The 20,862-nt window shown below is 70.2% G+C and carries 20 protein-coding genes and 2 pseudogenes; 11 read left to right on the top strand and 11 right to left on the bottom strand.

Going from position 1 to position 20,862, the window contains the following annotated elements; translation table 11 throughout:
• Positions 1-164 precede the first annotated feature (164 nt).
• A complete protein-coding gene (locus V4Y04_RS18165) occupies positions 165-1,196 on the bottom strand; it encodes a phosphotransferase (protein ID WP_332429259.1) in 1,032 nt (343 codons plus the stop codon).
• Between the two features lie 545 nt (positions 1,197-1,741).
• Here V4Y04_RS18165 and pdhA point away from each other — a divergent pair.
• From pdhA to V4Y04_RS18150, 3 genes are read left to right on the top strand one after another with little or no spacing between them, the layout of a single operon-like run.
• Positions 1,742-3,061 carry a pyruvate dehydrogenase (acetyl-transferring) E1 component subunit alpha gene (pdhA, locus tag V4Y04_RS18160; protein WP_332429257.1) on the top strand — a complete coding sequence of 440 codons (1,320 nt, stop codon included), beginning with the start codon at positions 1,742-1,744 and terminating at the stop codon, positions 3,059-3,061.
• Between the two features lies 1 nt (position 3,062).
• Entirely contained in the window at positions 3,063-4,055 is a 993-nt protein-coding gene (locus V4Y04_RS18155) for an alpha-ketoacid dehydrogenase subunit beta (protein WP_332429256.1), read from the top strand.
• A 15-nt stretch (positions 4,056-4,070) separates the two neighbouring features.
• On the top strand, positions 4,071-5,606 hold the full coding sequence (locus V4Y04_RS18150) for a dihydrolipoamide acetyltransferase family protein (RefSeq protein WP_332429254.1): 1,536 nt from the start codon (positions 4,071-4,073) through the stop codon (positions 5,604-5,606).
• Between the two features lie 89 nt (positions 5,607-5,695).
• Here the strand turns inward: V4Y04_RS18150 and V4Y04_RS18145 are convergent.
• The 3 genes and pseudogenes from V4Y04_RS18145 to V4Y04_RS18135 form a co-directional block, all read right to left on the bottom strand.
• Positions 5,696-6,037, bottom strand: a pseudogene (locus V4Y04_RS18145) (BRO-N domain-containing protein); the annotation flags it as partial.
• 13 nt (positions 6,038-6,050) lie between these two features.
• Positions 6,051-6,398 carry a hypothetical protein gene (locus tag V4Y04_RS18140; RefSeq protein ID WP_332429252.1) on the bottom strand — a complete coding sequence of 116 codons (348 nt, stop codon included), beginning with the start codon at positions 6,396-6,398 and terminating at the stop codon, positions 6,051-6,053.
• A 64-nt stretch (positions 6,399-6,462) separates the two neighbouring features.
• Positions 6,463-6,909, bottom strand: a complete 447-nt coding sequence (locus tag V4Y04_RS18135; protein WP_332429250.1) for an ATP-binding protein — start codon at positions 6,907-6,909, stop codon at positions 6,463-6,465.
• Positions 6,910-7,132: 223 nt separating this feature from the next.
• Between V4Y04_RS18135 and V4Y04_RS18130 the strand changes: the two genes are divergently transcribed.
• The 3 genes from V4Y04_RS18130 to V4Y04_RS18120 are packed head-to-tail and all read left to right on the top strand — an operon-like array spanning position 7,133 to position 8,878.
• Positions 7,133-8,014: a helix-turn-helix domain-containing protein gene (locus tag V4Y04_RS18130; RefSeq protein WP_332429248.1), complete on the top strand. Its 882-nt coding sequence runs from the start codon at positions 7,133-7,135 to the stop codon at positions 8,012-8,014.
• Positions 8,015-8,020: 6 nt separating this feature from the next.
• Positions 8,021-8,206, top strand: coding sequence for a DUF397 domain-containing protein (locus V4Y04_RS18125; RefSeq protein WP_332429246.1), 186 nt, complete (start codon positions 8,021-8,023; stop codon positions 8,204-8,206).
• Positions 8,207-8,245: 39 nt separating this feature from the next.
• A complete protein-coding gene (locus V4Y04_RS18120; RefSeq protein WP_443080185.1) occupies positions 8,246-8,878 on the top strand; it encodes an HAD family hydrolase in 633 nt (210 codons plus the stop codon).
• Positions 8,879-9,087: 209 nt separating this feature from the next.
• Here the strand turns inward: V4Y04_RS18120 and V4Y04_RS18115 are convergent, their stop codons facing one another.
• The 4 genes and pseudogenes from V4Y04_RS18115 to V4Y04_RS18100 all read right to left on the bottom strand — a co-directional run bounded on the left by V4Y04_RS18115 (position 9,088) and on the right by V4Y04_RS18100 (position 13,056).
• Positions 9,088-10,086, bottom strand: coding sequence for a BRO-N domain-containing protein (locus V4Y04_RS18115; protein WP_332429242.1), 999 nt, complete (start codon positions 10,084-10,086; stop codon positions 9,088-9,090).
• A gap of 408 nt (positions 10,087-10,494) precedes the next feature.
• Positions 10,495-10,800: pseudogene (locus V4Y04_RS18110) on the bottom strand (BRO-N domain-containing protein); the annotation flags it as partial.
• 168 nt (positions 10,801-10,968) lie between these two features.
• The gene (locus V4Y04_RS18105) at positions 10,969-12,255 is read right to left on the bottom strand and encodes an amidase family protein (RefSeq protein WP_332429240.1); all 1,287 of its coding nucleotides are present in this window, start codon (positions 12,253-12,255) and stop codon (positions 10,969-10,971) included.
• A gap of 162 nt (positions 12,256-12,417) precedes the next feature.
• Positions 12,418-13,056, bottom strand: coding sequence for an HD domain-containing protein (locus tag V4Y04_RS18100; RefSeq protein ID WP_332429238.1), 639 nt, complete (start codon positions 13,054-13,056; stop codon positions 12,418-12,420).
• A gap of 101 nt (positions 13,057-13,157) precedes the next feature.
• Between V4Y04_RS18100 and V4Y04_RS18095 the strand changes: the two genes are divergently transcribed.
• Both V4Y04_RS18095 and V4Y04_RS18090 read left to right on the top strand, forming a co-directional pair.
• The gene (locus tag V4Y04_RS18095; RefSeq protein ID WP_332429236.1) at positions 13,158-14,159 is read left to right on the top strand and encodes a GlxA family transcriptional regulator; all 1,002 of its coding nucleotides are present in this window, start codon (positions 13,158-13,160) and stop codon (positions 14,157-14,159) included.
• A gap of 98 nt (positions 14,160-14,257) precedes the next feature.
• Complete coding sequence (locus tag V4Y04_RS18090; RefSeq protein WP_332429234.1) at positions 14,258-14,896, top strand: DUF6518 family protein; 639 nt, start codon at positions 14,258-14,260, stop codon at positions 14,894-14,896.
• 59 nt (positions 14,897-14,955) lie between these two features.
• On the opposite strand, the gene V4Y04_RS18085 is transcribed toward V4Y04_RS18090, so the two are convergent.
• Positions 14,956-15,855 (bottom strand): D-alanyl-D-alanine carboxypeptidase family protein, encoded by a 900-nt coding sequence (locus tag V4Y04_RS18085; RefSeq protein ID WP_332429232.1) that lies wholly within the window; start codon positions 15,853-15,855, stop codon positions 14,956-14,958.
• Positions 15,856-16,137: 282 nt separating this feature from the next.
• Here V4Y04_RS18085 and V4Y04_RS18080 point away from each other — a divergent pair, with 282 nt between their 5' ends.
• Both V4Y04_RS18080 and V4Y04_RS18075 read left to right on the top strand, forming a co-directional pair.
• On the top strand, positions 16,138-16,791 hold the full coding sequence (locus V4Y04_RS18080; protein WP_332429230.1) for a GntR family transcriptional regulator: 654 nt from the start codon (positions 16,138-16,140) through the stop codon (positions 16,789-16,791).
• A complete protein-coding gene (locus tag V4Y04_RS18075; protein ID WP_332429227.1) occupies positions 16,788-18,104 on the top strand; it encodes an MFS transporter in 1,317 nt (438 codons plus the stop codon). Before V4Y04_RS18080 ends, V4Y04_RS18075 begins: the two co-directional genes overlap by 4 nt.
• Positions 18,105-18,184: 80 nt before the next feature.
• Here V4Y04_RS18075 and V4Y04_RS18070 read toward each other — a convergent pair whose 3' ends face one another.
• Complete coding sequence (locus tag V4Y04_RS18070) at positions 18,185-19,009, bottom strand: maleylpyruvate isomerase family mycothiol-dependent enzyme (RefSeq protein ID WP_332429225.1); 825 nt, start codon at positions 19,007-19,009, stop codon at positions 18,185-18,187.
• 218 nt (positions 19,010-19,227) lie between these two features.
• Here V4Y04_RS18070 and V4Y04_RS18065 point away from each other — a divergent pair, with 218 nt between their 5' ends.
• Entirely contained in the window at positions 19,228-20,046 is an 819-nt protein-coding gene (locus V4Y04_RS18065) for a carbon-nitrogen family hydrolase (protein WP_332429223.1), read from the top strand.
• Between the two features lie 275 nt (positions 20,047-20,321).
• Here the strand turns inward: V4Y04_RS18065 and V4Y04_RS18060 are convergent, their stop codons facing one another.
• On the bottom strand, positions 20,322-20,813 hold the full coding sequence (locus tag V4Y04_RS18060) for an LURP-one-related/scramblase family protein (protein ID WP_332429221.1): 492 nt from the start codon (positions 20,811-20,813) through the stop codon (positions 20,322-20,324).
• Positions 20,814-20,862 lie beyond the last annotated feature (49 nt).

Here is a 20,862-nt window from a genome sequence, read left to right as displayed (position 1 = left end):
ACCACGCGTACGGACCACGGGGCGGGCGCTCGGCGCCCGTCCCGTCCCGTTCCGCCGTCCCGTCCCGTTCCGCCCCGCGTCCTGCTCACCCCGCGCGGGGCACGCCTCACGCGGAACACCTCCCGCGCGGGCTCATGCCGTGAACGGCCCTCCGGGCGCCCGCCTCACCCCGTGAAGGCCGCGCGCACCGCGTCGTACTCCCGGCTCCACCACACCACCAGTGCGGCCGTGGCCGGGAACTGGGAGTCCGCGCGGGTGTCGTCGCGCTCGTAGTGCCAGCGGAGCATCCAGAAGTCGTTGAGACGTTCCCACCACACCCGGTGCACCGCCGCGGCGAGCTGGGCGGGTGTGGCCCCCGCACCGCGCCGGTACGCGCGCGCATAGGACCGTACGCGTGGCAGGTCGAGGGTGCCCGAGGGCCGGACGAAGAAGATCGCCGCGGCGCGTACGGCCTCCTCCGCGCGGGGCTGTACGCCGAGCCGGTCCCAGTCGACGATCGCCGCGGGCGCGCCCCCTCGGTACAGCACGTTGAACGGGTGGAAGTCGCCGTGCACCCAGCCCACCGCGCCCCCGCGCGGTGGGCGCCGGTCGGCGTGCCGCTCCAGCAGGGTCCGCCGTTCCAGGAGCCGGCGGCGGGCGAGGGTGTCGAAGGAGTCGGCGGGGCGGTGCCGCCGGACGCGGCCGAGCAGCTCGTCGATGAGGGTGAGGGTGTCGGCCGGATCGGCGCTCTCCGCCGGAGCGCTGTGGGTCCGCGCGTGGGCCGGCATCACGCGTTCCAGACCGGCGTGCACCGCGCCGAGCAGCGCCCCGAGCCGTGCGCACTGTCCCGGGGTGAGCTGCCCGCCGTGCCGGTGCCGGCCGTCGATCCAGGGATGCAGGGCGTACGCGTGGCCGTCGACCACGGTGACCGTGCGCCCGTCCCGGGCGGGCAGCGGCGGGGCGACCGGCACGCCCAGGTCCGCCAGGCGCCGGGTGGCCCGGTGCTGGCGGACGATCGCGGCCGGATCGGCGGTCTCGGGGTCGAAGTGGTGCTTGAGGAAGTAGCGGCCGTGGGTCGTGCGCAGACGGTAGCCGCGGTTGAGCAGGCCCTCGTCGACGGGCTCGCAGGTCACCGCGGAACCGGCGGCGTACCGGCGCAGCAGGGCGCCCAGCGGGGGCGCACAAGGAACAGGGGGTGGTACACGTAAGGGCGACACGCGCCAGATGCTAGGGCACCGCGCGGGCCCGTGAACTGCGGCTTGTCACAGCAAGTCATTTCCGGTCGCACTGTGTGCCGGATCCGTCTCGGGCGGGGGTCCGGACGGGGTGCCGGAGGGGGCGCGGGCGAGGTCCGGAGGGAGTGCGGCGGGATTCCGGAGGGCGCGCCCGGTCCGCCGCCGGGCGGTGGGCCGGGCGCGCGCGGGACACGGCCCTTCCCGAGTCCGGGGTCGGCGGGATAACGTGCCGTTGCTCCGGCCTCCTGCAAGGCTGTGACCAGCGCGCCTTTCCAGCCTTTCCGATTTACTTGGATATCCAAGCAAAATCCCAGGTCAGGAATGGTTTCCCAGAAATGTGGCGCACTGGGTAACGTGCTATTTGCAGGTCGCCGGCCGGGGCACCTGTCACGCCTGTTCCCGGCCGAGCGGCACCCACCCCGTGCCCGTGGTCGAGAAGAGGTGAGCCTCCCCCAGGCTTCGAGCAGCTGGAGGGGGACCCCAGACCTACCGGCAATCCCGGGGGTCGGACCGACGGAGGAGCACACGTGACCGTGGAGAGCACTGCCGCGCGCACACCGCGACGCGGAGCCGGAAGTGATGCCGGCGCCACCGGCGCCCAGCGCACCACCAGCACCACCGCCGAGAAGGCGGTCCCGGCCAAGAAGGCACCTGCGGCCAAGAAGGTGACCGGGGCCAAGAAGGCATCCGCGGCCAAGAAGGCGCCCGCCGCGAAGAAGGCCCCGGCGGCCGGGAAGACCGGCGGCACGAAGCCGCGGAGCGCCGAACCCCACCTCGTACAGCTGCTGACGCCCGAGGGCGAGCGGGTGGAGAACGCGGAGTTCGACCAGTACGTCTCCGGCATCACCTCCGAGGAGTTCCGCGGCCTGTACCGCGACATGGTGCTCACCCGCCGCTTCGACGCCGAGGCCACCGCGCTCCAGCGCCAGGGCGAGCTGGGCCTGTGGGCCTCGCTGCTGGGCCAGGAGGCGGCGCAGATCGGCTCAGGGCGCGCGCTGCGCGACGACGACTACGTCTTCCCCACCTACCGCGAGCACGGCGTCGCCTGGTGCCGCGGGGTGGACCCGACCAACCTGCTCGGCATGTTCCGCGGCGTCAACAACGGCGGCTGGGACCCGAACAGCAACAACTTCCACCTGTACACGATCGTCATCGGCTCCCAGGCGCTGCACGCCACGGGCTACGCGATGGGTGTCGCCAAGGACGGCGCGGACAGCGCGGTGATCGCCTACTTCGGCGACGGCGCCTCCAGCCAGGGCGACGTGGCCGAGGCCTTCACCTTCTCCGCGGTCTACAACGCCCCGGTGGTGTTCTTCTGCCAGAACAACCAGTGGGCGATCTCCGAGCCGACCGAGAAGCAGTCCCGCGTCCCGCTGTACCAGCGCGCACAGGGCTACGGCTTCCCGGGCGTGCGGGTGGACGGCAACGACGTGCTGGCGAGCCTGGCCGTGACCCGGTGGGCCCTGGAGCGGGCCCGTGCCGGTGAGGGGCCGACGCTGATCGAGGCGTTCACCTACCGCATGGGCGCCCACACCACCTCCGACGACCCCACCCGCTACCGCCACGACGACGAGCGGGCCGCCTGGGAGGCCAAGGACCCGATCCTGCGCCTTCGCCGCCACCTGGAGTCCGCCCACCACGCGGACGAGGGATTTTTTGCGGAACTGGAGACCGAGAGCGAGACGTTGGGCAAACGAGTGCGCGAAGCGGTCCGTGCCATGAAGGACCCCGACCACTTCGCCATCTTCGAGAACGCGTACGCGGACGGACACGCCCTCGTCGACGAGGAACGGGCGCAGTTCGCCGCCTACCAGGCGTCGTTCGCCGACGCGGACGGGGGTAAGTGACATGGCGGAGACCGTGACATTCAAGAACATGGCCCTGGCCAAAGCGATCAACGAGTCGCTGCGCCGCGCCCTGGACACGGACCCCAAGGTCCTCGTCATGGGTGAGGACGTCGGCAAACTCGGCGGCGTGTTCCGGGTGACGGACGGGCTGCAGAAGGACTTCGGCGAGAGCCGCGTCATCGACACCCCGCTCGCCGAGTCGGGCATCGTCGGCACGGCGATCGGCCTCGCCCTGCGCGGCTACCGCCCGGTGGTCGAGATCCAGTTCGACGGCTTCGTCTTCCCGGCGTACGACCAGATCGTCACGCAGCTCGCGAAGATGCACGCGCGGTCGCTGGGCAAGGTGAAGCTCCCGGTCGTCGTGCGCATCCCCTACGGCGGCGGCATCGGCGCGGTGGAGCACCACTCCGAGTCCCCGGAGTCGCTGTTCGCGCACGTGGCGGGCCTGAAGGTGGTCTCGCCGTCGAACGCGTCGGACGCGTACTGGATGATGCAGCAGGCCATCCAGAGCGACGACCCGGTGATCTTCTTCGAGCCCAAGCGGCGCTACTGGGACAAGGCCGAGGTCAACACCGAGGCGATTCCCGGCCCGCTGCACACCGCGCGCGTGGTCCGGGAGGGTACCGACCTGACGCTGGTGGCGTACGGCCCGATGGTGAAGCTCTGCCAGGAGGTCGCGGACGCGGCCGCCGAGGAGGGCCGCTCCCTGGAGGTCCTGGACCTGCGCTCGGTCTCCCCGCTCGACTTCGGCGCGATCCAGACGTCGGTGGAGAAGACCCGCCGCCTGGTCGTCGTCCACGAGGCGCCGGTGTTCTTCGGTTCGGGCGCGGAGATCGCCGCGCGGATCACCGAGCGCTGCTTCTACCACCTGGAGGCCCCGGTCCTGCGGGTGGGCGGCTACCACGCCCCGTACCCGCCGGCCCGCCTGGAGGAGTCCTACCTCCCGGACCTGGACCGGGTGCTGGACGCCGTCGACCGCTCGCTGGCGTACTGAGGGAAAGGGAGGGTCGTGACGACGATGACGCAAGCGCCCGTCCGTGAGTTCAAGATGCCCGACGTGGGCGAGGGACTGACCGAGGCCGAGATTCTCAAGTGGTACGTACAGCCCGGTGACACGGTCACCGACGGCCAGGTGGTGTGCGAGGTCGAGACGGCGAAGGCGGCCGTGGAGCTTCCCATCCCCTACGACGGGGTGGTCAGCGCGCTGCACTTCCCCGAGGGCACCACGGTGGACGTGGGCATGTCCATCATCGCGGTGGACGTCTCGGGCGGTGCGGCCCCGGAGCCGGAGGCCCCCGCGGCCGCCCCGGCAACCCCGGCCGCCGAATCCGTACCCGCCGCTGCCGCACCTGCGGTTGCCGCACCCGCTGCTGCCGCACCCGCCGAGCAGTCGGCGAAAGCCGAGCCGACGGCGCTGGGCTCGGGCCGCCAGCCCGTGCTGGTCGGTTACGGAGTATCGACATCCGCCACGCGCCGCCGCCCGCGCAAGTCCGCCCCGGACGGCTTCGCCCGGCAGGCGGTGGCAGGGAGCCAGGCGGAACTGAACGGCCACGCCCCGGCTGCCTCGGCCGCCCCGGCGCCCGTCGCCGGTCCGGTGCCGGTGACCGGCGCGCAGCGTCCGCTGGCCAAGCCACCGGTGCGCAAGCTGGCGAAGGACCTCGGCGTCGACCTGGCGACGGTCGCCCCGACCGGCCCGGACGGCATCGTCACGCGCGAGGACGTCCACGCGGCCGTGGCGGCGGTCGCGGCAGCGCCGAAGGCACCGGAGGAGCCGACGGCCGTTCCCGTCCCGGTGACCGCTTCCGCCCCGGCGGCCGCTCCCGCGCCGGTTTCGTACGACACCGCCCGGGAGACCCGTATCCCGGTCAAGGGGGTGCGCAAGGCGACGGCGGCGGCGATGGTCGGCTCGGCGTTCACCGCGCCGCACGTCACCGAGTTCGTGACGGTCGACGTGACGCGCACGATGAAGCTGGTCGAGGAGCTGAAGCAGGACAAGGAGTTCACGGGCCTGCGCGTGAACCCGCTCCTGCTGATCGCCAAGGCCCTGCTGGTCGCGATCAGGCGCAACCCGGACGTGAACGCCTCGTGGGACGAGGCGGCCCAGGAGATCGTGGTCAAGCACTACGTCAACCTGGGCATCGCGGCGGCCACCCCACGCGGCCTGATCGTCCCGAACATCAAGGACGCCCACGCCAAGACGCTGCCGCAACTGGCCGAGTCCCTGGGTGAACTGGTGTCCACGGCGAGGGACGGCAAGACCTCCCCCTCGGCGATGCAGGCGGGCACGGTCACCATCACCAACGTCGGCGTCTTCGGCGTCGACACGGGCACGCCGATCCTCAACCCCGGCGAGTCGGCGATCCTGGCGGTCGGTGCGATCAAGCTCCAGCCGTGGGTGCACAAGGGAAAGGTGAAGCCCCGTCAGGTCACCACCCTGGCCCTGAGCTTCGACCACCGCCTGGTCGACGGCGAACTGGGCTCCAGGTTCCTGGCCGACGTGGCCGCGATCCTGGAACAGCCGAAACGGTTGATCAGCTGGGCGTGACGCCCACGAACCACTAGGTTCATCACAGGAGGGGCGCCGCAAGTTCGAGTTGCGGCGCCCCTCCTGCCGTACGGGTTCCTCAGATTGTGCAACGCGATCGATTCGCGCTGCCCGTCGGCGAGCTCCTCGTCCGTCTGAAGGTTGTGTGCTTCCAGCCGGACGATGGCCTCGGCGACCCACTGTTTGAAGGGGGCGCAGGCCGGTTTGGTACAGGCGTTGACGAGGAGGATGAGACCTTGGAGAGAGATGACGTGCAAGTCTCGACGCCACCCTCTACCTGCGGGAATACTGAGACCGTAACCTCCAGTTACGGTCTCGAGTATTTCTCGGTGCTCGTCGGGAACATGGTCTGCGAGAGCCTTCCGGGAGTTGGTGTGTCCGAGTTCCTTGCAGACGTCCACCGCCGGAAACCAGTGCGTCCCGTCCGGCATCTGATCGTGTAGCTCACGAGGCTTCCGCCCCCATGACGAGGGCGGTGATCTCGGCCTGGGTGACCGTGGGGCCGTCCACGGCCCGCGAGTGGAGGGACACGGAGGTGTCGGCGAATTCGATCGCCTGCTCTCGTGTGTCCTCGTCCAGCGCGGAGTCGGCGAGGGCCTGGGCCCACCAATGGTTCAGGAAGGACTCGAAGCGGTCGGCGTCGCCCAGGGCGCCCAGCTCCGTGTAGAACTCGGTGCGGCGGTCGATGCGCAGTGCCGTACCGATCGCGTCCACCGTACGAGGAACGACCTCTCCGATGAACCCGGTGACTTCCTGCGCCTCAGCAATCGCGTCCTGCCACTTGGCTGCCATCCGAGCCTCCTTCCTCCGGGTGGTCACAGTACTGCGGCACCGCGTCAGCAACCGGCTGATCGGGCTACGCATCAGCCCTCCCCGGCACAGCCATTTCCACCCACACCGTTTTGCCCACGGCCAGGTGTTCCACGGCCCACCTGTCGACCAGGGCGCGGACGATGAGGAGTCCGCGCCCGAACTGGGCCTCGGGGTCAGCCGGCCGGTCCTGCGGCAGGCGCTCGCCCTTCGGGTCCGTGACGGCGATGCGCAGGGCGGTGCCGGTGAGAGAGGTCTCCACCCGGAACAGCCGGTCCCGCAGGCATCCGTGCAGCAGCGCGTTCGTGCACAATTCGCTCGCGACCAGCGCCGTGTCCCCAGCGGCCCCGGGGTGCCCCCAGCCGGCGACGAGTCGTGCGACGTGCCTGCGGGCGCGGGGGATGTTCTGGGGGTAGGGCGTGTAACTGACGGTGTCATAGCGGTCGTAGTGGTCGTAGCCCTTGGAGAGCGGGGGCGGACAGGAATCGGTCATGGGGACACACCTCCTTGTGCGAGGTGGCGGTGGCTCTGCCGTGCGGACGAGGGCAGCACGGTGCACTTCCGCCAAATGATGCCTTTGGGTAAGCGGTTGGATACTGAAGGTAGCTTTTTTGAAGTTGGGCAGCAATCGAACAGGGCAGCAATATCGCTGCCCTGTTTGTGAGTGGATCGCTCCGAGCCTCAAACTGGTGCGATTGACCGGGAAGGAACGCAAGATGGCGGGCAATGACCCCAATCGCGGCAAGACGATCACGACCGTGCTGGGACGACGGCTCGGTGGGGAACTATTGCGGATGCGGGAGGTGTGCGGTCTGCGTCAGACGCATGCGGCTGAGGCGCTGACGGCATCGGTCACCAAGGTCGCGAAGATCGAACGCGGCCAAGTGCCCATGAGAGACCCCGACGTCAGGGCACTGTGCCACTTGTACGGCGAGAACGACGAGGTGGTGATCGGAAAGCTGCTGGCTCTGGCGAAGGCGGACAGGGACCGGCGCAAGGCCAAGGGGTGGTGGAACCAGTACCCGCAACTGACGGCGCAGATCGAATACGTCGCACTGGAGGACATCGCCACGGAGATCCGCACCTGGCAACTGACCTTCGTACCCGGCCTCTTGCAGACCGCCGACTATGCGCGGGCTCTCGCAGTCGGCAATGGGGCCTGGCAAGACCTCGACGAGATCGAGACTTTCGTCGAGGCGAGGATGGCCCGGCAGGCGAGACTCGCCGGTGAGCGTCCGCTACAGCTCTGGGCATTGCTGCACGAAGGGGTTTTGCGTCAACTCGTGGGTGGCCGAGATGTCATGCGGGCGCAGCTGGAGCACCTGCTGGAGGTGACGAGCCTTCCCAACGTGCGCGTGCAGGTTGTTCCGTTCATGGCCGGCGCTCACCCTGGCATGACCTGTGCCTTCACCGCGGTGTCCTTTGCGGAGCCCGGTGCGCTGGATGTTGTGCAGGTGGATACCTTGTCGACGAAGGTCTGGCTGGAGAGCGAGACTGATGCCGCGCATCACGGCGCTGTCTTCGACCGCATCACGCGGCTGGGGCTGGCGCACAGCAGCTCGGTCAGGTTCATCGACAGCATCCGCAAGGAGGCGTAGGACACCGTGTCTGAGTTCGACTTCAAGAAGTCCACATACAGCAGCGGCGATGCTCACGGCGAGTGCGTCGAGGTCGCCCGCAACATACCCGGCACCGTAGCCGTCCGGGACTCCAAGGACACCGCCGGCGCGATACTCCGGCTCGCGCCCTCCGCCTGGGCGGCGTTCCTCGCGGACGCCGTCACGGAGTGAACTCCGGACAGCGGCCGAACGCTGTGCTACTTGTGGCCGGTGACGGCTTCCGGTATCTCCAGCAGCCCCTTTGACGCGGTGCTGTGCGACCTCGACAACGTGATCCGCTTCTACGACACGGCTCCACTGGCCGAGTTGGAACGTGCCGCGGGACTGGCCGAGGGCACCACCACGAGCGTGGCCTACGCACCTGATGTGGACCTGCCGCTCCTGCTCGGCAAGATCACAAAAGAGGAGTGGGTGCACTCCATCGCGTCGGCACTCTCCGGCCGAGTGCCGCAGGCGTACGCCCGTCGGCTGGGCAGGGCGCTTGCCGATGCCCCGTTCCGGGCCGATGACGCGGTGGTGACCCTGCTGCGCCAGGTGAGGAAGCATATCCCCCTGGTCCTGGTGACCAACGCGGCCTTGGAGTTGGAGCGCGACCTCGAATCGATGGGATTGACGGATCTCGCGGACCACGTCGTCAGCAGCGCGCGAGTGGGAGTGGCCAAGCCCGACCGGAAGATCTACGAGATCGCAGCCCGGCGGGCGGGCACCGTCACCGGCCGGTGTTTGTTCGTGGACGACCGGCTGGAGAACGTCGAGGCCGCCATCGCGCTAGGGATGACCGGTGTGCACTACCGCGAGCCCGCCGATCTCCAAAAGGCGCTGGGCTTCGTGTTCGGCGGCTGAGGGCAATGCCGTAGCCCGCGTGTGAAAGGGGCCTGACGGCGGCCAGGGCGTGCCGTGTGGGTGGCCGTCCTGCCACGATCCTGGAGAACCCGAAACGGTTGATCGGCTGGGCGTGGGACCCGACGAACCACTAGGTTCACCACAGGAGGGGCGCCGCAAATTCGGATTGCGACGCCCCTCCTGCTGTGCCGGTCTCGGTTGTGCCGGGCTCAGGCCCGGTGGAGCACATACACCGGAGCCCCGTCCTCGGCCCCGCCCCGCGAGCGAATGCAGGCGTGCTTGCGCAGCAGCCGGAGGCATTCGTTGACGCGGTGTACGGAAAGTCCGGTACGGGCGGCGATGGTCTCCAACGGTTCGCGCAGCTCACCCGCTTCGACGAGTACCGGGGCGATGATCACGGCCACCGCCCATACGTCCTCCGTGACAGACAGCCGCTGCCGCCAGTCGGCCAGTACCGACTCGGTGGTGGGCAGCGCGGTGAGGTGTCCCCTGATCGGATGGCGTTCGAGGACGAGGGTGTCGAACCGGTCCGCGATGCGTTCCATCGCCCGGACCATGGCCTGCTGGACAGCGAGAGTCGACTGCTGCACGGAGAGAGTCGACTGTTGCGCGGCGAGTGCGTCCTGTTGCGTGGCCAGCGTCTCCTTCTGCAAAGCGATCGATTCGCGCTGACCGTCAGCGAGCTCCTCGTCTAGCTGAAGGTTGTGCGCCTCCAGCCGGACGATGGCCTCGGCGACCTGTTCCGGCATGGCGTAGGCGATGGGGGCACCGGGCTCGGCGGGCTGTACTTCTGCCTTGTCGAGAGAGTACGAGCCCTCGCGCTGCACGGTCTCGATCACCTCGGCCACCCACTGCTTGAAGGGTGCGCAGGCCGGTTTGGTGCAGGCGTTGACGAGCAGGATGAGACCTTGGAGAGAGATGACATTCAGGTCTCGACGCCACTCTCTACCTGCGGGAATGCTGAGACCGTAAGCTCCACTTACGGTCTCGAGAATCTCTCGGTGCTCATGGGGAAGATGATCTGAGAGTGCCTGCCGAGAGTTGGTGTGGCCGAGTTCCTTGCAGACGTCCACCGCCGGAAACCAGTGCGTCCCGTCCGGCATGCTCAGCCTCCGCACCCGGGCGCCGGTCGCCGCGTACACGAAGTCGCTGACGTCGATCGCCTCATGCCGTTCGGCGGAGCTCTTTCGTTTGCTGGGTTCGTTCACGTGAACCACCTCCGCTGCGGAACGTAGAGCGGGGCGGAGCGCATATGCCAGCCGGTTCGAGGATGTTCACGACTGCGAGCGAAGAAGATCGAAACTGCTGTACCGGCCGACGGGAGTGTGTATGCGGCGGTGGTGCGAGGTATCGGAAAGGGGCCCACCTGGAGTGGTGGACCCCTTTCGCGTCTCGAGGAGCAGTTACGGGACAGGCCTTGGGCGGACCAGACGCGCATCCTTCTGGCCGTGTAACGCCCGAGGAGCGCCGGCAGTCGAAGCGGTTGATGTTCTGGGCGTGAGGACCACGAACTGGGTAGGTTCACCACAGGAGGGGCGCCGCAAGTTCGGATTGCGACGCCCCTCCTGCTGTGCCAGCCTCAGGCCCGGTGGAGCACATACACCGGAGCTCCGTTCATCGATGAGTTGCAAGTCTCGGCGCCAGCTCCGACCTGCGGGAATGCTGAGACCGTGACTTCCAGTCACTGTCTCGAGATTGTCTCGGTGGTCTTCCGGGACATGGTCGAGGAGTGCCTTGCGGGGGGTGGTGTACCCCAGTGAATTGCAGACGTCCACCGCCGGGAACCAGTGGCTTCCGTTCGGCATGGTGAGCCTCCGGACCCGCTCTCCGGACGCCGCGTAGACGAAGTTGTTGATGTCGATGGCCCCGGTCCGCTCAAAGCTTTCGGCGGCGGAGTCGGGCTGCTTGCTCGGTTCGTTCAAGTGAACCACCTCCGCTGCGGAACGTAGAGCGGGGCGGAGCGCATATGCCAGCCGGTTCGAGGATGTTCACGATCATGGGCGAAGAAGATCGAAAAGCGCTGTACCGGCTGATGGGAGCGTGTAGGGCGGACGACGGTGCGGGACCCGGGACAGGGAACCCAGGGGGAATTATGGCGCGTCGACGTGAGGGGCGAACGCGGCGGTGAGGGCGCGGTCGCTGCCGGCGGTCGCGAGGAGGCTGAGCCCGACGGGGCCGGCCGGGCTCCGCACTCCGGGCAGGGTCAGCACCGGCAGGCCCGCCGCGCTCGCGGCGCAGACCAGCCGCACCGTCGCGGTAAGCAGTGCCAGGCCGGCGCCGGCCGGGCCGGGCGGGGGAGCCGCGGTCGGGGTCGCCGGCTGCATGAGCGCGGTCCCCGGCGGGATCAGTTCGGCGAGCACGATCCGCGCCTGGCTCAGGGTGTCCCGGGCCCATGCCAGGTACTCGGCCGGCATGTCCTCGCCCGCGGCGACGGCGTGTGCGACCCCGGGCGAGACGGCCTCGTGATGCGCCTGCAGCCAACTGCCGTGCACCTGCCACATCTCCACGGCCTGGACGACGCCCACAGCCTCCGCCCACTCCTCGAGATGTGCGGCGCACGTGTTCTCCCTCGGCTGCAGCGGGACGGCCAGCCGGTCCGCCCACGCGTGTGCCGCGTCGTACAGCGGCAGCCGCAGCGACGGGTCCACGAGATCGAACAGGTCCGTGGCCAGGATCAGCCGTTCGATCGGCTGTGCGGGGCGTTGCGGAAGGAGTACGTCGGTCACCCGGTCGAGCAGCCGCGGTGTCCGGGTGATCCAGCTCGTGGTGTCGAACGAGGGCGCGAGACCGGTCTGGCCGGCGTCCGGGACCAGACCGTGGGTCGGCCGCAGGCTGTACAGCCCGCAGTAGGAGGCCGGCACCCGCGTCGAGCCCGCCGTGTCGGTGCCCAGACCGATGTCGGCCAGACCCAGGGCGACGGCACTGGCCGGGCCGCTCGAGGAGCCCCCGGGGGCCCGTCCGGGCGCCGCGGGGTTCGGTGGCATCCCGTAGTGCGTGTTGAGCCCGGACAGGCCGTAGGCCAGCTCATCGGTGTGCGCGATCCCGGTGACGTCCGCCCCTGCCCGCAGCAGGGCCCGGACGGCGGTGGAGTGGGCCGGCTCGATCGGGGCCCCGCGCAGCCATGCCGGATTTCCCATCCCGATCGCGTGGCCGGCGACGGCGAAGACGTCCTTCACCGCTACCCGGGAGCCGGACAGTACGCCTTCCCGGGTCGCCGCGACCAGCGGGTCACCGACGACACGCCAGACCGACGCGCCGGTCTCCCCCGGAGCCGGGACGTCATCGCGGGGGGCACCCGCCGTGTCGTCGCTGTGGTGGCGGGGTGGGGCCAGGGGCGGCGCGTCGGCAACGGCGGGACTCGGCTGCTGCGCGGACATGAGTGACCTCGACGGGATCGGGAGAAGACGGGAGATGGGATCGGGAGGAAGGAGCGTACGACCGTTCGCGCGGGGGTGAACCGGCCGGCGCCGCAGGTCGGGCGACGACGCTGTCGCCCGACCTGCGGCGCCGGCCGGCCCCCGGCGGACGAGGGCCGGGGGCTATTCGGCCCAGGCGGAGTTCTTGATGACCTCGACGAAGTCGCCGCGGACGAATCCGGGCACGTAGTGGGCGAGCACGTCGGCCTTGACGTTGCCGAACGCAGTCTCGGGGCGGTCCTTGATGCCCTCGGTGAACGCGGCCAGGATCCGGTTCTTGAAGTCCGGGCGGGGGTGGGCCTCCACCACGGCCGCACGCTGTCCGTCGGAGACCGCGTGGTAGCCGATGCCCAGCACGTCCAGTTCCACCCCTCGGGTGACCAGGGCGATCTCGGGGGCCATGTGCAGCGGGATCTCCGGCGTGGTGTGCAGGGCGATCGCCGTCCAGACCCGGTCGGCCGCCTCGCCGGTGACGCCGTGGGTGTGCAGGAACCGCCGTGCCTCGTCGGCGCCGTCGATCTCGAAACGCTGGTCGGTGCGGCGGAACCGCTCGGTCAGTCCCAGGTCGTGGAACATCGCCCCGACGTACAGCAGCTCCGGATCGAACGAAAGCCCCTGTTCGCGCCCGCGCAGCGCGGCCCAGAGGAACACGCGCCGGGAGTGGTCGAACAGCAGCGGTGAGGCCGCCTCACGGACCAGTTCGGTCGCCTCCCGCGCCAGAGCGCTGTCCGGGATCCGCACGTCCGCGATCGTCTCGCTCATGGTCTCTCTCCACTTCCTCGTTCCGGGGACCGGCTTCCAGGGTCTCCCGGTGCGTACCATGGCGCCATGTCCTTCCTGACAGAGAAACCACAGATTCGGACATGACGCACCGGGTGGGCTTCGTGGTGTTCGACGGTGTGACCATGCTGGACGTCAGTGGCCCCGCGGAGGTCCTGCACCAGGCGGGCCGGCTCGGCCACCCCTACGACCTGGTCATGATCTCGGCGTGCGGCGGAGAGGTCATGACCTCGACCGGGATGCCGCTGAGCGGCACCGTGACGGCGGCCGAGGCCGGACGGATCGACACGGTGCTCGTGGCTGGGGGCGACCGCCTGGCCGAGCAGCCGGTGGACGCGGAGCTGCTGGCGGCGACCCGTACGGTGGCCGCGCGGGCTACGCGGGTCGCCTCGGTGTGCACCGGCGCTTTCGTCCTGGCCGAACTCGGCCTGCTCGACGGGCGTCGGGCGGCCACTCACTGGCGGCATGCCGACACGCTCGCCCGTCGTCACCCCCGGGTACGCGTCGAGCCGGACGCGATCCATGTCCGCGACGGGCGGTTCGTCACCTCCGCGGGCATCAGCGCGGGTATCGACCTGACACTGGCCCTCGTCGAGGACGACCACGGAGCCGACGCGGCCCGCCGCATCGCACGCGAACTGGTGGTCTTCCTGCGGCGTCCGGGTGGGCAGTCGCAGTTCACCGCGGCCGCCACCGCGCCCGCGCGCAACGGCCTCCTGCGGACCTTGATCGGTTCCGTGCTGGCCGACCCGGCCGCTGATCACGACCTGCCGTCCATGGCCCGTGCCGCGGCCGTCAGCTCCCGGCACCTGACCCGGCTGTTCCACGCGGAGCTGGGCACCACCCCCGCCCGCTGGGTCGAGCGGGTCCGTCTCGACCACGCCCGACAACTCCTCCTCGACGGACACAGCGTCACCTCGGTGGCCCGGCACAGCGGCTTCGGCAGCGACGAGACGCTCCGCCGCGTCTTCGTCCGCCACCTCGGCACCACCCCCACCGCCTACCGCCAGCGCTTCACCACCACCGGCACGGTCCGGGCCGCGATCCCCGAAGCCGAGGACGCGGTGGAGCACCGCGGGACCTGAACGCCGGTGCCTCCGAGAACGGCCCTCGAACGCGGATCCCGACGAGTATGCACCGCACGTATACACTGCATGTATACCTCATGTGTATAGTGCCGGGCATGACCACCGCGACTGCCCTGCGCCGCGACACCCCCGCCACCGTCCTCACCGCGACCTTGGCCTTCGGGCTGCTGCTCGGCTGGGCGACGTACACCCTGCACGGGACGACACCCCTGTTGGAGCGGGCGACCAACTCGGTGTCCGCATGGATCCTGTGGACCGCCGCGGCCGGGGCGCTGATCCGCAGCCGGCAACTCGCCGTCTGGGGTGGAGCCTTGATGATGCTCGCCACCTGTGGTGGCTACTACGCGACGTCCACGCTCGGGAACACCTTCGGGGCCGGAGGCCTCGGTACCGCCGCCGTGTGGTCGGTGGCGGGGCTGGCCGGAGGGCCCCTGCTGGGGTGGGCCGGATGGACGGTGCGCCGCGGGCGCGGGGACGTGCGGGCGGCGGCCGGCGCCGTCATCGCGATGGTGGTGCTGGGCGAAGGGCTCTGGCTGGGCCTGGCGCTCGGCTACTGGGCGGAGGCGGTCGTCTTCCTGGTGGCCGGTGTGCTGCTCACCGCGTTCCTGACGTACCGTCTCGCCCGCGCCCGGGAGCCCCGGTTCTGGCTGTGTGCCGTACTCGCCCCCGTGTGCGGTGTCGCCTTCTACTTCGCCGAGAAGCTGATCCTCGACGCCCTGATCGGAACGGTCTGACCCCGCATGGGACAGGGGCCCACCGCGAACGGTGAGCCCCTGCGGTGTGTCCCCGAGGGTCAGATCTGGCCGAAGCCGTAGCCCAGGAGCTTCTTCGCGTCCGTCTCGCGCTGGGCGGAGCTGGTCGAGGCGAGGACCGTGCCGATGACGGTCTTGCCGTTCCGCGTCGCGGCGAAGACCAGGCAGTACTTGGCAGTCGGGCCCGAGCCGGTCTTCACGCCGATCGTGCCGCTGTAGCTGCTGAGCAGGCCGTTGGTGTTGGTCCACGGCGCCATGGTGCGGGTGCTGCCCGTCTTCGTGACGGTCTTCGCCGTGTACTTCTTCGTCTTGACGATCGCGCGGAAGTTGGCGCTCTTCATCGCGCTGCTGGTGATCTTCGTCAGATCGTGCGGCGTGGAGTAGTTATTGCCCTTGCCGATGCCGTCGAACGAGTCGAAGTTGGTGTTCTTCAGCTTCAGTTTCTTCGCGTCGGCGTTCATCTTCCCGACGAAGGACTTCACCCGGGCGGCCCGCGTCGAGCCCGTACCGAACTTGTCGGCCAGCGCGTACGCCGCGTCGCAGCCGGACGGCAGCATCAGCCCGTACAGCAGCTGGCGCACGGTCACCTTGTCGCCCACGATCAGGCGCGCGGACGACGCGTTGTTCGCCACGATGTAGTCGCTGTAGGCCATCTGGATGGTGACCTTGGCGTCGAGGTTCAGGTTCTTCTGCGCGAGCACGACCTTCGCGGTCATGATCTTCGTCGTGGAACCGGTCGGAAGGCGGGTGTTCGCGGCCTTGGTGTAGAGGGATTTGCCGTTCGCGTTGTTCATCACGAAGCCGCCCTTGGCGGCGATCGTGGGCTTGGCGGCGGCCTGCGCGGGTGCCGCGTAGAGGGCGCCGGAGGCCAGCACGGCGCCGGTGGTCACGGCGACGCCGACGGCTCTACGGATCCTGATGCCCTGAATGCCGATATTCAAGTGAGGTACCCCGATTGTGTTGAATGCCCCATTGCTGCGGCCGAGTTGAGGCGCGACCGAGAGCGGTCGCACGAGTCTGACGCGTAGGCGGCACGGATGGTTGTGCGCCGGGACGGGGCGACTTTTCGTCGGCAAGGCGGGCGGTGGGGCGGGCGGTGAGACAGAGCAGGAGCCGGGGTCAGGGGTGGACCGGGGGCTGGACGGGCCGGGGTGAGGGGGTGCGGTCGGTCCGGAGGGTGGACGGATGCGTCCATGCGTACGCGTTGTATCTATCCTGTCGGCATGAGTCCGGCCCCCGTGAAGCAACTCCCCGCCGCCGAGCGCGTCTACGCCCATGTCAAGCAGGGCGTCCTCGAGCGCCGTTACGAGGGCGGCACCCTGCTGACCGAGGGGGAGTTGGCCGACGCCGCCGGGGTCTCGCGCACCCCGGTGCGCGAGGCGCTGCTGCGGCTGGAGGCCGAGGGTCTGATCCGGCTCTACCCGAAGAAGGGCGCCCTCGTCCTGCCCGTCTCCGCGCAGGAGATCGCCGACGTCGTCGAGACCCGGCTGCTCGTCGAGGAGCACGCGGTGCGCAAGGCCGTCCCCGCGCCCCCCGGGCTCATCGAGCGGCTGGAGGCGCTGCTCGCCCGGCAGAGGGAACAGGCCGCCGCGGGCGACTTCGCCGCCGCGTCCGTCACCGACCGCTGTTTCCACGCGGAGATCGTCCGCAGCGGCGGCAACGAGATCCTCTCCCGCCTCTACGACCAGCTCCGCGACCGACAACTGCGGATGGGAGTCGCCGTCATGTACTCGCACCCCGACCGCATCGCGAAGACCCTCTCCGAGCACCAGGAGATCCTCGAGGCGCTGCGCTCGGGGGACCCGGACGCGGCTGCCGAGGTCGTCGACCGGCATGTCGGCTGGTTCTCCCACCTGGCCCGGGGAGGAGTGCGATGAGCGGCGGGAGCCGGGTGACCGGCGGGAGCGTGCTGCCCGCGGACCCCCCGGGCGGGCGGCGTGCCCTGGCGGTGTGGGGGATCGGTGTCTCGGTCTACTTCGTCGCCGTCATCTTCCGTACGTCCCTGGGGGTGGCCGGCCTCGACGCCGCCGACCGCTTCGGCGTCAACGCCTCCGCCCTGTCCACCTTCTCCATCCTCCAGCTGCTGGTCTACGCGGGCATGCAGATACCCGTCGGCCTGCTCGTCGACCGGCTCGGCACCAAGAAGGTGCTGGGCATCGGTGTCGTGCTGTTCACGCTCGGACAGCTCGGCTTCGCTCTCTCCCCGTCGTACGGCATGGCGCTCGCCTCCCGCGCCCTGCTCGGCTGCGGGGACGCCATGACGTTCATCAGCGTGCTGCGGCTGGGCAGCCGGTGGTTCCCGGCCCGGCGCGGGCCGCTGGTCGGGCAGCTCGCCGGGCTGGCCGGCATGGCGGGCAACCTGGTCTCCACCCTGGTGCTGGCCCGGCTGCTGCACGGCATCGGCTGGACGGCGGCCTTCGGGGGCAGCGCGTTCGCCGGTGTCGTGGTGTTCGTCCTGCTCCTGCTGTTCCTGAAGGACCATCCCGAGGGCCACGAGCCGGACTCCGTCGGGCACCGGGGTGCCGTCTACGTACGCCGGCAGATCGCCGCCTCCTGGCGCGAACCGGGGACCCGGCTCGGCATGTGGGTGCACTTCACCACTCAGTTCCCGGCGATGGTGTTCCTGCTGCTGTGGGGCATGCCGTTCCTCGTCGAGGCCCAGGGACTGTCCCGGGCCACCGCCGGTGAACTGCTCACCCTCGTGGTGCTGTCCAACATGGTCTTCGGGCTCGTCTACGGCCAGCTGATCGCCCGGCGGCACGGCGCGCGGCTGCCGCTCGTTCTCGGGACCGTGGGGGTGACGGCCCTGCTGTGGGCGGCCACGCTGGCCTACCCGGGCGAGACGGCGCCGATGTGGCTGCTGGTGGTGCTGTGCACGGTGCTGGGTGCCTGCGGCCCGGCCTCGATGATCGGCTTCGACTTCTCCCGCCCGGTGAACCCGCCGGAGCGGCAGGGCACGGCGTCCGGCATCACCAACATGGGCGGCTTCATCGCGTCCATGACCACCCTGTTCGCCGTCGGCGTGCTGCTGGACGCCACCGGCGGGGACTACGGCGTCGCCTTCGCCGCCGTCTTCGTCCTCCAGGCCTTCGGGCTCACCCAGATCCTGCGGCTGCGCGGGCAGGCGGCGCGCAGGGAGCGGGAACGGCTGGTCGTCGGCCGGGTGGAGAGCGTGCACGTGCCGGTGTAGGGACGGGTGGCCGGGGCCCGGGCACCCGTCCCCCGGGTGCCGTCCGGGGCCCCGGCGGCCCCCGCTTCCGCCGGCAGGTCCTACCGCGTCACCGCGAAGTGCCGCAGGATCGCCGCCGCCAGGTCCGGGTCGCCCTCCGTCTTCAGCCGGTCCGACACCGCGTCCGGCGTCACCCGGCCGCATGCCAGGCGGACGTACGTCTCCCAGTCGAGGCCGAGCGTGACGGCCGGGCCGAGCGCCGGGGCGGTCTCCAGCGTGCCGCGGCCCTGGATGTCGACGCGGATGGTGCGCAGGAACTCCACGGGCCCGTGGACGTCGATGACCACGGCCGAGCTGCGCGGTGCCTGGGCCTTCTCGGCGACCACCCGCGGCAGCTCCGCGAGCAGCACGTCGCGGGCGATGTGCGCGCCGGGGGAGTCGAGGCCGCCGGGGCGGCCGAGGGCCGCGCGCAGGTCCTGCTCGTGCACCCACACGTCGAACGCGTGCCGGCGCATGGACTCCTCCAGCGTGAGCTCCGAGCCGAGCGGGCCGCGCACCGTCCTGCCCGGCTCACGCGACTCGTTCCGCAGCTGGCGGTTGCGGCGGATGATCGTGTACTCCAGCTCGGAGGTCATCTCCGGCGCCGTGTGGTGGCGGCGTACGTCGACCTGGATCTCCGTGTAGCGCTGCTGGTCGTTGGTGACGTGGAACAGGTCGCGCGGCAGTGTGTGGATCGGGCGCGGGTCGCCCAGCATCTCGCTGTCCAGACCGATGACGTGGGAGACCACATCGCGGACCGACCACCCCGGGCACGGCGTCCGCCGGTTCCAGTCGGCCTCCACGAGCGGCTGCACCAGCTCGGATATCGCCTCGACGGACTGGTTCCAGGCGTCGGCGTAGGGCTGGAGGGTGGGATGCAGACTCACGGAACGGGACCCCTCGGCGGTCGGTACACGGGCAGGTTGTGGCGGCGGTGCCAGTGGGCGGTGGCTGCGCTCGGCGGGCGTCTGGGGACTCCCCCGGTTCTCGATTACGCTCGAACCGGGAGGGCCCCCAAGTTACGCTGCTGTGAGGCACCCCGGCAGTGCTTTCGTGTGACGATCGTAGGCCGTGCCGACGAGTCGAATGCCAGGACGGTGGTATTGTGCGCGCTTCGTTGCTCCAAGTCGCCGTGAACGAGGGCGAATCGGTCGAATCCCGTCGGCGCAGGGTCGCCGCTCTGGTACGGGAACAGGCCGGGGCCGACCTCGTCGTCCTGCCGGAGCTGTGGACGACCGGCGCGTTCGCCCACGAGGACTTCGCGCGCGAGGCGGAACCCCTCCACGGGCCGACCCTGGAGGCCATGGCCGCGGCCGCGCGCGACGCGGGAGTGTGGCTGCACGCGGGCTCCGTCCCGGAGCGGGCCGCCGTCGACGGTGGCTCCGCCACGGGCGACGGACCGCTCTACAACACCTCGCTCGTCCTCTCCCCCGCCGGCGACCTGGCCGCCGTCTACCGCAAGATCCACCGCTTCGGCTTCGACCGGGGCGAGGCCGTCCTGATGAGCGCGGGCGACACGCCGGTGACCGTGCCGTTGCCGCACACCACGCTCGGCGTCGCGACCTGCTACGACCTGCGCTTCCCCGAACTCTTCCGCGCCCTCGTCGACGCCGGTGCCGAGACGCTCGTCGTCCCGGCGGGCTGGCCGGAGCGCCGCCGGTCCCACTGGACGCTCCTGGCGCGGGCGCGGGCCGTGGAGAACCAGGCGTACGTCCTCGCGTGCGGAACGGCCGGGACCCACGCCGGAGTTCCGCAGGCGGGTCACTCGATCGTGGTCGATCCGTGGGGAGAGGTCCTGGCGGAGGCCGGCCCCGGGGAGCAGGTCCTCACGGTGGACTTCGACCCGGCGGAGGTGGCGAAGACCCGCGATCGGTTCCCGGTCCTCAAGGACCGCGTCCTCGGCCTGGACCGCCCGCACCGCTGAGCCCCCGCCCCGGGGAACGGACCCGGGCGGGCCCCGAGCAGTTCCGGGGCGAGCCCTGGGGCCGGTCCTCGGCTCTCCTGTTCGCCGGCCCTCAGCTTTGCCGTTTGCCGGCCCTCGGCTCTCCTGTTCGCCGGTCCGCAGTTTTGCCGCTTGCCGGTCCTCGGCTCTCCTGTTCGCCGGTCCGCAGTTTTGCCGTTTGCCGGTCCTCGGCTCTCCTGTTCGCCGGTCCGCAGTTTTGCCGCTTGCCGGTCCCCGGCTCTCCTGTTCGCCGGTCCCTAGCCCTCCCGCTCCTTCTCCGCCAGGTGGATCACGCACACCGCCACCGCGATCAGCAGCGCCGGGTCCGCGTCGTCCCGTACGACGTCGACGCCGTACGTCTCCCGGATGTGCCGCCAGCGCCGCGAGATCACGGCGAGTAGTTCGCCGTCGTACTCCACGGCGAACTCGCGGTCGAGGATCTTGCCGCTGACGTCCAGTTCGGTGCCGTCGGCCAGGGCGACCCGGTAGTGGTTGCGCAGCAGGGACAGCCGCTTGCGCCGGATCGCCGCCAGCGCCTCGCCGTCCCGCTCGATCACCATGGTGTCGCGCAGGGCGAACATCTTCTTGCGGATGTCGATGAGCACCCGGCCCCGGACGTCCTTCAGTTCGAAGGTGTCCCGCAGCCGCATGGCCTTGCCGTCGACGAGGAAGACCTTGTTGCCTTGGTCGTCCTCGATCCAGTAGTCGTCACCGATTCCGAGGAGCCGGTCGCGTACGAGGAATCTCATGCCATCACGGGTGCCCCGCGGTCCGCCTCCCGACGCCGTCACTAGGCCG

The organism is Streptomyces sp. P9-A2 (assembly GCF_036634175.1).
Taxonomy (GTDB): domain Bacteria; phylum Actinomycetota; class Actinomycetes; order Streptomycetales; family Streptomycetaceae; genus Streptomyces; species Streptomyces pratens.
Note: the sequence above shows the minus strand (reverse complement) of the source record. Positions and strands in the feature narration are given on the sequence as shown.

What these genes read in the sequence shown, in the direction of transcription:
- V4Y04_RS18155 (WP_332429256.1), top strand. Translation starts at nt 3,063, where the DNA reads ATGGCGGAGACCGTGACATTCAAGAACATGGCCCTGGCCAAAGCGATC.
- V4Y04_RS18140 (WP_332429252.1), bottom strand. Translation starts at nt 6,398, where the DNA reads ATGGCAGCCAAGTGGCAGGACGCGATTGCTGAGGCGCAGGAAGTCACC.
- V4Y04_RS18135 (WP_332429250.1), bottom strand. Translation starts at nt 6,909, where the DNA reads ATGACCGATTCCTGTCCGCCCCCGCTCTCCAAGGGCTACGACCACTAC.
- V4Y04_RS18130 (WP_332429248.1), top strand. Translation starts at nt 7,133, where the DNA reads ATGGCGGGCAATGACCCCAATCGCGGCAAGACGATCACGACCGTGCTG.
- V4Y04_RS18105 (WP_332429240.1), bottom strand. Translation starts at nt 12,255, where the DNA reads ATGTCCGCGCAGCAGCCGAGTCCCGCCGTTGCCGACGCGCCGCCCCTG.
- V4Y04_RS18100 (WP_332429238.1), bottom strand. Translation starts at nt 13,056, where the DNA reads ATGAGCGAGACGATCGCGGACGTGCGGATCCCGGACAGCGCTCTGGCG.
- V4Y04_RS18095 (WP_332429236.1), top strand. Translation starts at nt 13,158, where the DNA reads ATGACGCACCGGGTGGGCTTCGTGGTGTTCGACGGTGTGACCATGCTG.
- V4Y04_RS18090 (WP_332429234.1), top strand. Translation starts at nt 14,258, where the DNA reads ATGACCACCGCGACTGCCCTGCGCCGCGACACCCCCGCCACCGTCCTC.
- V4Y04_RS18080 (WP_332429230.1), top strand. Translation starts at nt 16,138, where the DNA reads ATGAGTCCGGCCCCCGTGAAGCAACTCCCCGCCGCCGAGCGCGTCTAC.
- V4Y04_RS18075 (WP_332429227.1), top strand. Translation starts at nt 16,788, where the DNA reads ATGAGCGGCGGGAGCCGGGTGACCGGCGGGAGCGTGCTGCCCGCGGAC.
- V4Y04_RS18060 (WP_332429221.1), bottom strand. Translation starts at nt 20,813, where the DNA reads ATGAGATTCCTCGTACGCGACCGGCTCCTCGGAATCGGTGACGACTAC.